The sequence below is a fragment of the Paenibacillus tyrphae genome, assembly GCF_000722545.1.
GTDB lineage: Bacteria > Bacillota > Bacilli > Paenibacillales > NBRC-103111 > Paenibacillus_G > Paenibacillus_G tyrfis.
Map to the genome: position 1 here is coordinate 137,110 of NZ_JNVM01000016.1, position 13,242 is coordinate 150,351.

Consider the following 13,242-nt stretch of genomic DNA (forward strand, 5'->3'; position numbering starts at 1 on the left):
AGGAACGAGACGTGAGAACGATTCGCATTGAAGGTTTGGAAAAACCGGTATCATGCCTGATTCAAGGGTCGGATTATTTCAGCATGGACATCTACGACAAGGTCTGCGGCGTGCTTGACGCGTTCTTCAAGATCGGAGGCAATACGATCGACACGGCTCACGTCTACGGCGGCGGGAACAGCGAGCGCACGATCGGCCAATGGATGAAGGACAGGGGGAACCGGTCCGATGTCGTACTTTTGACCAAGGGGGCCCATCACGACAGCAGCGGCCCGCGCGTGACACCCGAAGCGATCGCCAGCGATTTGAACGAAAGCCTGGAGCGACTGGGCACCGATTATGTGGATTTGTATGCGCTACACCGGGACGACCCGTCCGTACCGGTCGGCGCGATCATCGAAGCGCTTAACGCGCATATCGCGGCAGGCCGCATTAAGGCGATCGGCGCTTCCAACTGGTCCGTGCAACGGCTGCAGGAGGCAAGCGACTATGCGGCGGCACACGGTTTAACCGGGTTCTCGTTCAGCAGCCCGAATTTAAGCCTAGCCAAAGCGAAGGAGCCGTTCTGGGCCGGCTGCGTTTCGGCTTATGCCGACGATTGCGCATGGCACGAGCGGAACCGCTTCCCGCTGTTGTCTTGGTCGTCGCAGGCCCGGGGCTTTTTCACCGGACGCTACACGCCCGAGGTGACGGATAACACCGACCTGGTTCGGGTGTTCTATAGCGATGACAATTGGGCTCGCCTGCGCCGGGCCGAGATGCTGGGCAAGCAAAAAGGCGCCAGCGCGATTCAGATCGCGCTTGCTTATGTGCTGAACCAGTCGTTCCCCGCTTGCGCGTTGATCGGGGCGCAAACGCCGGAAGAGCTGGAGTCGTGCCGGCAAGGAGCGGATATCCGCTTAACGCGGGAGGAGCTGCACTGGTTGGAGTATGGGGAGGGGCATATTCTTAAAATAGCCGGGATGTCCTCTGCAGCTTCGGATTAACGGGAGGGTTACATCCGGGCCGGAAATCGAAAGCGCTATTTGTCTGCAACAGCTTGCATCGGGAATTCCGCTGCCGGCTGTTTTTTTGTTTCCGTATGAACTTACAGATGTGAAAAAGAGGTAAAGACGCTGTATTCGGGCTTCGTCCTTCTCTGAAATCTGAGCGTTCCGGTCCGCTTCGGATTCCGGCGGGTCCGGGATTGTGATATAATGATCGGACAAACGCCACCATTTGGAAGTGAGTGAAGCGCAAAGCATGAACGTGCGGGAGCAGTTCGGAAATATCGATATTTATTTGTTCGACCAGCTGCTGAAAGGGAGAATCGCTCCCGGGATGCGGGTGCTCGATGCAGGCTGCGGGAATGGGCGAAATCTGGTCCATTTTCTGCGCGAAGGCTATGACCTGTGGGCCGTGGACCGGTCGGCCGCTGCGGTGGAGGCGGTCCGCGCTTTGGCTCGCGAGCTTGCGCCGGATGGAGAGTTCTTTCCGTCGGAGGAGCGTTTCCGCATAGAGCCGGTGGAAAAAATGAGCTTCGCCAACGATACGTTTGACGTCGTCATCTCCTGTGCGGTGCTTCATTTTGCGGAAAGCGAAACTCATTTTCAGCAGATGGTATCGGAGCTTTGGCGGGTGCTGAAGCCGGGGGGCCTGTTGTTCGCGCGTCTCGCTTCGGGTGAAGGCCTGGAGGACCGCATCCGTCCGCTTGGCGGCGGCCGGTACGTGCTGCCGGACGGCAGCGAGCGGTTTCTGGCCGACTCCGGGCTGCTGGTGCGCACGGCGGAAAAGCATCATGCTTTGCAGGTGGAACCATTGAAGACGGTGAACGTGGAGAACCTGCGATGCATGACGACCTGGTGCTTGAAAAAGCCGCACATTTTATTTTTCGATCCGATCGAGGAGCGGTCGGAAGAACGATTGCCGGAGGGTACCGGCGAAACGGACGAAACAGGAACAGGAGGATGACTTAGATGAAGCTGAGAGTTTCGGCGGTGCAATATCATTTGCATACGATTGGGAGCTTTGAACAATTTGCCGCGCAGGTGACGAGTTACATCAGGACAGCGGAGGAGTTCGAGTCGGACTTCGTGTTGTTCCCGGAGCTGTTCACGACCCAGCTCATGTCCATAGGCCGGGGGGACGGGAGCGGCGAAGCGCTCAAGATCGGGGAGCTGCCGCAATATACGCGCCAGTACAAGGAACTGTTCCAGGGTCTGGCACGCGAAACGGGCATGCACCTGATCGGAGGAACGCACATTATTGAAGAAAACGGCCGGTTGTACAATACGGCGTTTTTGTTCTATCCGGACGGCCGGATCGCCGAACAGCGCAAGCTGCACATTACCCCGTGGGAAGTAAAAGGATGGAACATGGCGGCGGGCGATTCGCTCCAGGTGTTCGACACGGATAAAGGACGGATCGCGATCCTCGTTTGCTATGATATGGAGTTTCCGGAGATCGTCCGGATGGCCCGGGCGCGCGGGGCGGACGTTATTTTTTGCCCGTCGTGCACGGATGACCGGCACGCTTTTCACCGTGTACGCTATACGTGCCATGCCCGGACGATCGAGAATCAAATCTATGTCGTGGCGACCGGTACGATCGGTTCGCTGCCGACGGTCGATTTTATGCGGGGCAATTTCGGACAGGCTGCGATCATTACGCCGAACGATGTGCCGTTCCCGCCGGGCGGCTTGATGACGGCCGGGGAGATCAACGACGATATGATCATTACCGGGGATTTGGACCTTGCGCTGCTGTATGAGGTGCGGGAAAAGGGCTCCGTTACGACCTGGAGAGACCGGCGTACCGATCTGTATCCGGATTGGAAGTAAGGAGGAACGGCTGTGGGCTCGTACCGGAAAGACATGTACGTATTCGACGGTGACCGTCCCGTTAAGGCGACGATCCGCTCTTACACCGAACGGGACTTTGCCGGCTTGATTCGGATCCAGCAGGAAAGCTTTCCGCCGCCGTTTCCTTCGGAGCTGTGGTGGAACGAGGAGCAGCTTAGGAATCACGTCGAACGGTTTCACGAAGGCGCGCTCTGCGTGGAGATCGGCGGCGAACTGGCCGCATCGGTGACGGGCCTGCGGGTCGATTTCGATCCCGCGCATGCCGATCATACGTGGGAGGAGATTACCGACGGAGGGTATATCCGCAACCATAACCCGTCCGGCAACACGCTGTATATCGTGGACATCTGCGCGCGTCCGGCTTACCGGAAGCTCGGCCTCGGCAAATGGCTGATGCTGTCCATGTACGAGGTGGTCGTCGAGCTGAAGCTGGAGCGGCTGCTCGGCGGCGGCCGGCTGCCCGGGTATCACCGGGTAGCCGGGGAAATGACTGCCGAAGACTACGTTCGCAGCGTATTGGAAGGGGAACGGAAAGATCCGGTGATGACGTTCCTGCTGCGGTGCGGACGAACGCCGGTGAAATTGGTTTCCGATTATTTGGAAGATGAAGAATCCTTGAATTACGCGATGCTGATGGAATGGCGCAATCCGTTTCTCAACGCGAAGCGGGGATAGATGTACTGATAGGGTACGCGCTTCGCACCCACCCGTCCGTCTGGTTACACCTGCTCCGCCAGTAATTTTGCGGTAACCGCCGGATGCGAGACCGGAAACTGATGGCCGTACGAAACGAGCCGAGTCCCGGCTTGAACCCGGTACGTTTCGGGCAACGCATACGCGAGATCCTTCGTACCCCAGACGACTGTCGTATCGAGCGAGGCCGGAAGGGCAGGCATCCATGGCTTTGCTTTTGCAGGCAGCTTCCGGTAAAGCGAATACAGCATATCCGCGTTCGCCGCGGCGATGCGTGGGGAAGTCAAGCTGCGGACGATAGTTTCGACGTAGCCGTCCGGGATTTCCTCTGCCGCTGCAAAAACGCCTTCCCGCAGCATCGTGCTTCGCATCGCCCGGACCGACATGAAGCGAAGGGCGGCGGAAGCCGTGCGGCGGGTGCCGCTGAGCGCACGGCGCAATGCTCCAACCTCGGGGCGATGCAGAACGGGCTGAAGCAGCGTCAGCGTGCTGAGCTTAGCCCCCGCGGCCCCCTTAGCCGTTTCGAGGGCGATTCGCGCGCCGAAGGAGTGCCCGACCAACCGGACCGGAACGGGGGAGTCCGCAATCGCTTCGCTTACCGCTTTCGCGTAGCTTTCCAGGCTGTGGCGGCCCTCCCGCAGCAAGGGCGAACGGCCGAAGCCCGGCAAATCGAGCAGCCACACCGGGTTTCCGGTGCTGTCATGAAGATGCTCGGCGAGCGGTACGAAGTCGTCGGCGCCGCTCAACAACCCGTGCACGATAACCCAAGGCTCACCGAGACCTTCCCGCACAAGCGCGGCAAGGTCTCCTTTGCGTTCGCGGGTCCAACGCTCAGGCTCCGCCGCACCCGGATGTGTGAGCCGGTAATCCAGATCGGCCACGACCATCGGCAGCAGCTCCGTAACCTCCAGCGGCTTCGCTCCCATCCGCTCGATAAGCTTCTCCGTCGTTTTCGTATCGAACGATCGCTCCGTGATAAATGCCATTGATTCGGCGGGAATACCGGTCAGGCGGCCGAGTCCGGTCTTCATGACACCGCGGAGCAGGGAGACCGGCAGAGCTCCCCGGGGGGCGGGAACGGCAAGCTCCCGGGCAATGAGATCCAGCAGCTCCTTCATATTCGGGCCGGCTTCCTTGCGGCCCAGCACGTTATAGGTGCCGCCTTCAGGCTTGGCTTCGTGGGCCAAGTGAACGATCACGCCGGCCAAAGCGTCGTTGGCCACGAGAGGGACCCAGTGGGAAGCGCCGCCGGGAACGACCGGCATCAACCCTTTTCTAACCGCATGAACGAGGATACCGAGTCCGCCGGTTTGCTCCGTTACCCCCGTAGGGCTCGCCCCGACGACCGTGCTCGGGTTGACGACCGACAGCGGATAACCATGCCGCAGCGCCTGCTGCCGAATGAGCAAATCGGCCAAAAACTTCATCCGTTCGTAAGGGCCCTCGCCTTTCATAAAATCATCCATGCGGAACACGTCCGCTTCCGGATCGACGTTCCCGTCGTGAATCGGACTCATGTAGCCGACGACATGGATGAAATGGCGAAGCCCGCGCGCTTTATGAATCCGCTCCGCCAACTCTGCAAGATGACGGGAGCCTTCCAGAAACGTCCGCTGCGCTTTGGCGTTATCGAGCGTAATGCTCATCGGGCCTCCCGCATGAATGATGATATCGGCTTGCAGCGCCCGCTCGTAATCGGCGGGATTCATTCCGAGGTTTGGCGCGGATAAATCGCCTCTCAAGAACTGAACCCGCCCCACGGCATCGCTGCCGCCGAATCCTTGCTTGCTTAGAGTAGCCGCCGCTTTCTCCGGCGAACGGACCAATAGCAGCAGTCGCTCCTCACCCTGAGCCAACTGCTTCAACACTTGCTTCCCAATAAATCCGGTGCTGCCCGCAATCAATAAATCCGACATTGCTGCTCCTCCTCATGACCTCATAACTAGTACTATGTAGTTCTAATAATCATTAAAAAAGATGCTTCCGCTAGCGAGCTAGTGAAGCATTTGGCAAAAGCTGCGTACCGTCGTTTCCATGACCGATAAATCTTTTTTCGTCTCGGCCAGTACGAGCGAGCCTTCCAGACAAGCGATAAACAGCGGGGCGGTCTGCTCGGGATCGAGCTGCTTGCGAAATTCCCCTTTGGCGGCGCCTTGACGGAACAACTTGACGAGCATAGGCTGCAGCTCGGTAAAAAACAGCGCGATCCGCTCTCTCACCGGCACCGCATTTTCCGGGCACTGCAGATAGAGTGTCACGAACGGGCAGCCGCCATGGCCGTTCCGCCGGGCTATTCCCTCGGTTAAACCGTCCAAGAACGTCATGATCCGTTCTTCCACAGACAGCTCGCTCCGGCTGAGCAGGGCGAATAAAGAACGCTCGTAGGACTCGGCCCAATAATTGACGACGGCGAGAAGCAATTCCTCCTTGCTTTTGAAATGGTAGTAAATATTCGACTTGGATACTTGGCTCTCTCGCATGACGTCATCCATGCTCGTATACGAATAGCCGCGCATAAGAAACAGACCGGCGGCCGTTTCAATCACATGCTGGCGGTTGGGCGGCGGGGAAGTGGTTTTGTTCTTGTTCACGTTTAGAACTATATAGTACTATTCAATTGGAGTCAAGCGGTCTTCATGAACCGGTCTTGGACCGAACGTTTATGCCCTCCGGTTTTGGTAAACAATGGTCTAAAGTAGCTTGCGGAACGTTAAGGAGGGAGCAATCTTTGGGAACGCGATGGAAAACCACGGCGATTTCCGCGGTATCGCTGCTTGTGCTGAGCGGCTGTCAGCACGACCTGCGGGCTTGGTTCGGACAAACGGAGAAGCCGCAGCACCGGCATGAGCCTAAGCAGACGGAAGACAGCGCCGCCGTGATGGCGAATGAAGCGAAGGAAGCCATTCATGTGGACATCCTAGGCAAGCAGGGAACGGCGATAGGAAAGGCCAAGCTCACGCCGGCCGGACCGGGAGGCGGCGTGCGGATCGAGCTGGAAGCGGCTTCGTTGCCGCCGGGGCCGCACGGCTTCCACGTGCATGAGACCGGCAAATGCGAGGCGCCGGACTTCGCTTCGGCCGGGGGGCACTTCAATCCCGAGGGCCGGAAGCACGGCTTGAACAATTCGGAAGGGCCTCATACCGGCGACCTTCCGAATCTTGAAGCGGATCAGCAAGGCAAGGTCAAGGCGGACTTTGTCGCCAAGCAGCTGACGCTGGAGGCAGGGAAGTCGAACTCGCTGCGCAAGTCCGGCGGCACGGCGTTCGTTATTCACGAGAAGGCGGACGATTTTAGGACGGACCCTGCCGGCAATGCGGGCGGACGTATCGCCTGCGGCGCGATCCGGTAAATAAACGGCGAATCGGCGGTTAAGAAGCGTACTGTCGATTCGTTTTTTTATTCTGATTTATCGTGCACGCTTAAACCACCGAAACAAGAGAAAGCCTGCCGCGACGCAGCCCAAGCCGATAAAGAACACCTTCAAATTTCGTTCGATCAGCATAAACATATGCTCCCACTGCTCTCCGAAGACATACCCTACCGCAAAAAACGAAGCGACCCACAGCGCGGTACCGGCATACGCATAGGTCACAACCTTGCGATAAGGGACGCGGATGATACCGATAAAATATCCGAGGAACTGCCGGACTCCGGGAATGAAAAAGGCGATTAGCAGCAGCTTGTCCCCGTACTTGTCGTAATACCGTCGCGTTTTCTCCACATGGGCCGGCTTTAGGGACAGCCATTTGCCATACCGCTCGATCAGCGGCATGCCAACCTTGTACCCGATCCAATAAGTCACGGTCACGCCGATGAACGCCCCTGTCAGCGCCGCAGCAAAGGCAGGGAGCCACGAGAGCACGCCTTTGAACGACAAATAACCGGTATAGGCCAAGGTGCTGTTTCCCGGAGGAATCGGCAGCGCAATAAAATCCAAAGGCAGACCGATCAGTAATACGAAATATCCGTACTGCTCAAACAACTGCTGGACGACTTGCAACAGGTTCATCTCTACCTCTCCTCATCACTCCATTCCTTTTATCATAGTAGATCTTACGAGTAAATAAAACCCGAAGGATTTCTGAACGAAGTCCTAAATAAATCTGAATGTTATCTTAAGCTTGGGGCGGGCAAGTTCGAACTTTTTACCTCTATGACAGGGGGCGGCCTTGTAGTATACTAAAATTCGGCCTTTTTACGGCTTGATTCAGATACGACAGAAGGGACGCTCAAGATGAGATTTGACGTGGACTATATTTCGTTTTTTGTCATTCAAGTGGACGGGGAGGACGGAACGCCGGGCAAGCGCAGCAAGCACTACGTTACCATGGACGGTGACGATTACGCGTCGTGCGAGCTCAGCGGATTTCTGGACGGCGAGTTCGCCAAAACGGCGAAGCGCAAGGCCGAGCATCATGCCAAAGCCGATCAGGTGCCGACCAAAATCGGTCGTTTCGCGGTCGAGCCCGGGTACGACCTGGACAGCAACCCGAATTACAACTTGTTCGCCAGATTGCGAGCCGCCGAGACGCTAGAGCATTTCAAGGGGCATGCGGATGAGCTCGTCACAACTTATATGGATGCCAGCGCGATTCGCGGCGGGGCCATGTTTATCGTGCGCGCAAGGCTCAGTCAATATTCTGACGAGCCGTTCCTGTTCGTGTTCAAATGCGACTTCGAGCAAAAGATCGCGCGCATTACGGACGAGCGGAGTCTGCTCAATAAAGTCGAGATGGCGATCAACGCCAAAAATATGAAGTCGATCATGTACCCTTATATGCCGGAACCGGGGATGACGGAGCTGTGGGAGCTGAAAATCCACCAGTCGTCCCATGCGCGGTACTTCGAGGATTTTTTGAAATACGTCGAATATGAAAAATCCGTGCCCGAGCTGATGAACGAGCAGGTGTTCGGCTTCGTGCAGCAGTATGTCGAGGAGGTATTCGAAGACCAGCCGGAGGCCAAAGAGCGGGAGCTTGAGGCGATGGAGCTGTGGGCGTGCAGCGAACAGCGCGAGCTGCAGGAGAAATGGGATCAGACGCAGGTGATGGAAGCGACGTCTGTTATGGTCGAGCAAAAACCGGACCTCGAAATGAAGCTCAAGCTCGGCCACATGTCCGTCCGCGCCTTGCTGGCCGATTTCGGCGACCGATTGCATATCGCCAAGCTTGGCGACCGCTACGTCGTCGTGCTGGAGGGCGATTTGCAGTTCGACCGGGGGATTTCGCCGGTGGAGCTGCTGGCTCCGGAGCCGCTGGAATCGCTGATGGAACGGCTCAAGCGGAAAGCGGCGGAGGAAGAGCGCGAAGGGATCTATGCGTAGACGGCCGATAGCGCCATTATGCGCTGCCGCAGCGTGCGTCTCATTTGGCGCAAGCTGCGGCAGTTTTATTTTTCACACCGCAAGTAAAAATTGACAGACAGTCAGTCAAAAAAATATAATGAAAACAACCTCCGGTTAAAGGCCCGCATAAAATTGTTAGCTCAGACGAACGACTGCGGCTTTTTCTCTGAGCAATGCGAGCTCGAAGGTGCCTGGCGGTACGCCGAACAGCCCTTCCAAAACCGGTTGGATTGCCGTAATTCGTACAATTCTTTCCTCTTTCGTCCAATCGAACAGGGAAGGATTGATCCATTGATGGAAAGAGGTGAGGAAAAATTCCGCGATCAGTGTAGGATTTGAGACGGAAAATAGCTGCTCCTCATTTCCCTGCGTAATGATGTCTGCAATGATCGACGTGAATCTGCAAATCATTTGAATGTCCGCTTTTCGGCGGAGCACGGCGTTATTCGGGTGATGCAGATAGCTGAACATCTCGTTATGGCCGTACGGATCGTCCAGCTCGAACGCCATGACCCAAGCGATTTTATGGTAAGCGGACAGGCCGGGGGCGTATGCAACCCGGGCAAACATTCCGTAAATGTAGCCGAGCTGCCTGTCCACCAAGGCATCGGCAAGAGCTTCTTTGGATTCGAAATAATAATAGAGCGTGCCTTGCGCCACTTTCATTTTTTTGACGATGTCAATGGTCGATGTATGCTCGTAGCCTTTTTGACGGAATAACTCCTCTGCAGCATCCAGAATTTCTTTCCGGCGTTCCTGAGGGTCTTTGGCTATTCTTGGCATGGGGGATCACCTCACGTAATATTTAAACATTTGCTAGAAAAGCAGTCAAACGAGGAATATTAATTGAGTGATAGTCAGTCGATTATTTTTTTGTGAATCAGTAAATCAGCAAAAAAATTCGTCAATCCTCAGGAGGTCTCATTCTATGAAAAATGATCCTATCGAAAGCAAAACCCGGACGAAACCGTTCACCGAGCTCGACATGACCTTCGAACGCATTCCTTACGATTGGGAGAGCCGGAAGGAATGGCTGCAGATGCCGTTCCCGCTCGAAGAATATCAAATGCGCATAGCGAAGGTCAGGCAGGAGATGAGCAGGGAAGGACTTGACGCGCTGCTTATCTATGGGGCGCCGGGGATGCTCAATGGCGATGTGCGTTGGATTTCGAATTTTCTCACTGCTATCGGCAACACGGTCGTTGTGCTGCCCCGGGAAGGCGCTGCGATGCTGACGACCAATTCGATTCTGCATTCGGCCCCGATGCACTCCTTCGTCCATCAGACTTGGATCGAGGATGTCCGGCCGGCCCACCTGCCGGGAACGGTCAAAAACCCCGAAGGCATCGGCAAGCATGTATGCCGTTTCCTCCAGGAGCGCAAGCTGGAAGACGGGCGTATCGGCTTGGTGGGCGAGATGTTCTTCGCGGCGCCGATCCTTGATGAGCTTCGCGCCAAGCTTCCGAAGGCGGAGATTGTATCCGGCTCTCGCGCTTATATGGCCGCTAAACAGATCAAGAGCCATCGCGAAATCGCGGTCATGGAGCAAGTGGGCATGGCTACGGCGGCCGGACTCGAAGCGGTGATGGAGTTGGCCAAGCCGGGGGTAAGCGAGCTTGAACTATCGGCGGCCGCGCATCAGGCGGTAGCGGGAATGGCCGACTGGGTCGTGCATTGCATGATCGCAAGCGGGCCGCGTTCCGGGCTCAAGCATCTTTATCCCTCACCGAGAAAGCTTGAAGACGGGGACATGGTCTTCCTAGACTTGGGCGCTCATTACCAAGGCTATAATACTGACACCGCCCGCACGTTTTGCGCCGGCACGATCGGCAAGAGACAGCGCGAGGTTCTGCAATGCGGTTTGGATATGTTCGAAGCCGCTCTGGAGGCAGCGAAGCCTGGTGTACGCGTGGCCGAGCTGCAGCATATTGCCCAAAGCGTCGCAGAAGAGTACGGTTACGGAGAGCACTATTGGCCGACCGGCTTCGGTCACGGCATCGGCACGAATATCGCCGAGCTTCCCGATTTGCATTGGAAAAGCGAGACCGTCCTGCAGCCAGGACACATCTTCGCTCTGGAGCCGATGATTGTCATTCACGGGTTCGGATGCGGAGTCATCGAGGACCAGATCCTGATCACCGAAAGCGGCGCCCGCTCGCTGACCCCCGCCAGAAGAAAGCTTTGGTGAGGACCACCGCTTCATATGCCGACGCGCGCAATCCCGGCGCGCGTCGTGGCACCGACTTCTCCTTCCGACGAAGCCGTTCCGCACCGGTTTTGTACATCCCGTTTACAGACCACCCGAATCTGTTTCCCCGCATACCGACATCGCCCAAAACAAATGATTCCCTCCTGCCGCATACATTCCAAAAAACAACAGAAAAACAATTGACTTCAAACCTAAATCAATGGTAATATCTTCGATATTAACAGCGCGGTAATAAATAGGCTGATTTGTAATCGCTTACCTAAGGTTTACTATGGTTTAACTGAACAAAAAAGGCTTTATTTCTCTATTTTATTAACGACAGTGGAGAAAATAAAAGAGAAAGGAGTAGGCTTACGTCAATTTTAGTTTGGAAGCGCAAACAGGAAAAATTATCAAATGATCAATCCGGAGGGGTTTTGCATGAAAAAATGGGCATTTTATTTCGTTAGCTTATGGTTAATGTTCAGCGTGTTGTTGTCCGGCTGCAATTTTACCGGCGAAGCTCCCCAAGGCGCAGAATCGCCAAGCGGCCAAACCTCCTCGAAAGACGGGGAGCAGCCGTCAAGCGGAAAAGCAATCACCTTACCCGTGGAAACGGAAATTACGGATTTGAACCAGTTTTCCGCGTCTGACAATGTTGCGTTCGCCATTCTGAACAACGTCAACGAAGGGCTGTACCGTCTGGACCAAAAAAACGTGCCGCAGCCGGCCATGGCCAAAGGGGTAGACATATCCAAAGACGGATTAACCTACACCTTTACGCTGCGCGATGGCGTGAAATGGAGCAACGGCAGCCCGGTGACGGCGGCGGATTTCAAATTTGCGTGGCTCGGCTCGATGAAGCCGGAAACGTCGCTTAGCGGGTACGCCTTTATTTTGACGGATTATATTGAGGGCGGAGCGGAGTACGCCGAAGGCAAAGCGACGGATGTTTCCGGCATTATGGTGAAGGATGACAAGACGCTCGCGGTCAAGCTGAAAAATCCGACGCCTTTTTTCCTCCGCCTGGTTTCCTTTATTCCGTATTACCCGTTGAACGATAAGTTCGTGAAGGAAAAAGGAAAAGACTTCGCGCTGAAACCGGAAAATATGCTGTACAACGGGCCTTTCGTGCTCACTCAATTCGATCCGGCCGGCGGCGCGGTATTGGAGAAAAACCCGAATTACTGGGACAACGGCTCGGTGAAGCTGGATAAAGTCAATATTAAAGTGGTGAAAGAAATGAGCACCGCTTTGAACTTGTATAAGGTCGGGGAACTGGATCGGGTGAATTTGTCGTCCGCCGATGTGAGCGCTAACAAAACGAATCCCGAATTCGGCACCGACATCGAATTTGCGACGACCTACCTGCAATTCAACTTGAAAGCCGGCGACGTATCCAACCCGAACATCCGGAAAGCGCTTCAATTGGCTTACGACAGCAAGGTGCTGGAGCAGCTTTTGAATAACGGGTCGAAGGGAGCCGTAGGACTGATCCCCGATCTCATGAACGGAGCGGGCGGCAAATCGTTCCGAGACATGCAGGGAAAGGTGATTGCACCGGACGCTGCCAAGGCCAAGGAGCTGTGGGCTCAAGGGATGAAGGAGCTCGGTCATGCGCCGAAAATCAAGCTGCTGGTGTTGGATGACACGGTGAATAAAGATGTCGGCACGTTCCTGCAAAGCGAATTCAAGAAAAATCTTGGTGCCGAGATCGAGATCGAGTCGATGCCGAAGAAAGCCCGCAACAAGCTGATGGACGATAGCAGCTATCAGATGGCCGTCACCGCATGGGGAGCCGATTACGACGACGCCATGACGTATCTGGATCTCTGGATCAACCATACGCCTTATCGCGGGAACTACAACAATCCGAAGTACGACCGTCTGATTGCGGAAGCCAAGAAGGAAGCCGATGAAGCGAAGCGCGCGGAAATGCTGCTGCAGGCGGAAAAAATGTTAGTCGGCGAAGATGCGGTCGTGGCACCATTATTTTATAAAGGTCACGCCTTCCTCCAGAAAAAAAATATCGAGGGACTTGTTTATCACCCTTATGGCGCGTCGTGGGATTTCAAATATGCGGCCAAAAAATAACGATGAATCATGAGGATCGGGAGAGAAAGCGGGTTCTTTCTCTCCTTTCCTGTATGCCGACGTGGCGTGAAGATGTGAAGATC

Annotated in this window: 12 protein-coding genes; 8 read left to right on the forward strand and 4 right to left on the reverse strand. The window is 55.7% G+C overall.

The genetic code is table 11. The annotated features are described in order from the left end of the window. The first annotated feature begins 11 nt into the window (after positions 1 to 11). The 4 genes from ET33_RS19705 (at position 12) to ET33_RS19720 (ending at position 3,515) form a co-directional block, all read left to right on the forward strand. A complete protein-coding gene (locus ET33_RS19705; RefSeq protein WP_051775448.1) occupies positions 12 to 986 on the forward strand; it encodes an aldo/keto reductase in 975 nt (324 codons plus the stop codon). Positions 987 to 1,224: 238 nt separating this feature from the next. Next, on the forward strand, positions 1,225 to 1,950 hold the full coding sequence (locus tag ET33_RS19710) for a class I SAM-dependent methyltransferase (RefSeq protein ID WP_235206772.1): 726 nt from the start codon (positions 1,225 to 1,227) through the stop codon (positions 1,948 to 1,950). 5 nt (positions 1,951 to 1,955) lie between these two features. Continuing rightward, positions 1,956 to 2,819 carry a carbon-nitrogen hydrolase family protein gene (locus tag ET33_RS19715; RefSeq protein WP_036685613.1) on the forward strand — a complete coding sequence of 288 codons (864 nt, stop codon included), beginning with the start codon at positions 1,956 to 1,958 and terminating at the stop codon, positions 2,817 to 2,819. Positions 2,820 to 2,852: 33 nt separating this feature from the next. After that, positions 2,853 to 3,515: a GNAT family N-acetyltransferase gene (locus ET33_RS19720; protein ID WP_036685993.1), complete on the forward strand. Its 663-nt coding sequence runs from the start codon at positions 2,853 to 2,855 to the stop codon at positions 3,513 to 3,515. Positions 3,516 to 3,559: 44 nt separating this feature from the next. On the opposite strand, the gene ET33_RS19725 is transcribed toward ET33_RS19720, so the two are convergent. Together ET33_RS19725 and ET33_RS19730 are read right to left on the reverse strand one after the other, a co-directional pair. Next, positions 3,560 to 5,449: an alpha/beta fold hydrolase gene (locus ET33_RS19725; RefSeq protein ID WP_036685616.1), complete on the reverse strand. Its 1,890-nt coding sequence runs from the start codon at positions 5,447 to 5,449 to the stop codon at positions 3,560 to 3,562. Between the two features lie 78 nt (positions 5,450 to 5,527). Then, positions 5,528 to 6,124: a TetR/AcrR family transcriptional regulator gene (locus ET33_RS19730; RefSeq protein WP_036685619.1), complete on the reverse strand. Its 597-nt coding sequence runs from the start codon at positions 6,122 to 6,124 to the stop codon at positions 5,528 to 5,530. Positions 6,125 to 6,261: 137 nt separating this feature from the next. On the opposite strand from ET33_RS19730, the gene ET33_RS19735 reads away from it, so the two are divergent. Beyond that, positions 6,262 to 6,882, forward strand: a complete 621-nt coding sequence (locus ET33_RS19735) for a superoxide dismutase family protein (protein ID WP_081890393.1) — start codon at positions 6,262 to 6,264, stop codon at positions 6,880 to 6,882. A gap of 57 nt (positions 6,883 to 6,939) precedes the next feature. On the opposite strand, the gene ET33_RS19740 is transcribed toward ET33_RS19735, so the two are convergent. Next, positions 6,940 to 7,542 (reverse strand): DedA family protein, encoded by a 603-nt coding sequence (locus ET33_RS19740; RefSeq protein WP_036685622.1) that lies wholly within the window; start codon positions 7,540 to 7,542, stop codon positions 6,940 to 6,942. 225 nt (positions 7,543 to 7,767) lie between these two features. Between ET33_RS19740 and ET33_RS19745 the strand changes: the two genes are divergently transcribed. Continuing rightward, a complete protein-coding gene (locus ET33_RS19745; protein ID WP_036685625.1) occupies positions 7,768 to 8,856 on the forward strand; it encodes a DUF3900 domain-containing protein in 1,089 nt (362 codons plus the stop codon). A 156-nt stretch (positions 8,857 to 9,012) separates the two neighbouring features. On the opposite strand, the gene ET33_RS19750 is transcribed toward ET33_RS19745, so the two are convergent. Next, entirely contained in the window at positions 9,013 to 9,660 is a 648-nt protein-coding gene (locus ET33_RS19750) for a TetR/AcrR family transcriptional regulator (RefSeq protein WP_036685628.1), read from the reverse strand. A 145-nt stretch (positions 9,661 to 9,805) separates the two neighbouring features. Here ET33_RS19750 and ET33_RS36515 point away from each other — a divergent pair, with 145 nt between their 5' ends. Both ET33_RS36515 and ET33_RS19760 read left to right on the forward strand, forming a co-directional pair. Continuing rightward, positions 9,806 to 11,065 carry a M24 family metallopeptidase gene (locus tag ET33_RS36515; protein WP_051775449.1) on the forward strand — a complete coding sequence of 420 codons (1,260 nt, stop codon included), beginning with the start codon at positions 9,806 to 9,808 and terminating at the stop codon, positions 11,063 to 11,065. A 441-nt stretch (positions 11,066 to 11,506) separates the two neighbouring features. Beyond that, positions 11,507 to 13,159: a peptide ABC transporter substrate-binding protein gene (locus tag ET33_RS19760; protein ID WP_036686001.1), complete on the forward strand. Its 1,653-nt coding sequence runs from the start codon at positions 11,507 to 11,509 to the stop codon at positions 13,157 to 13,159. Positions 13,160 to 13,242 lie beyond the last annotated feature (83 nt).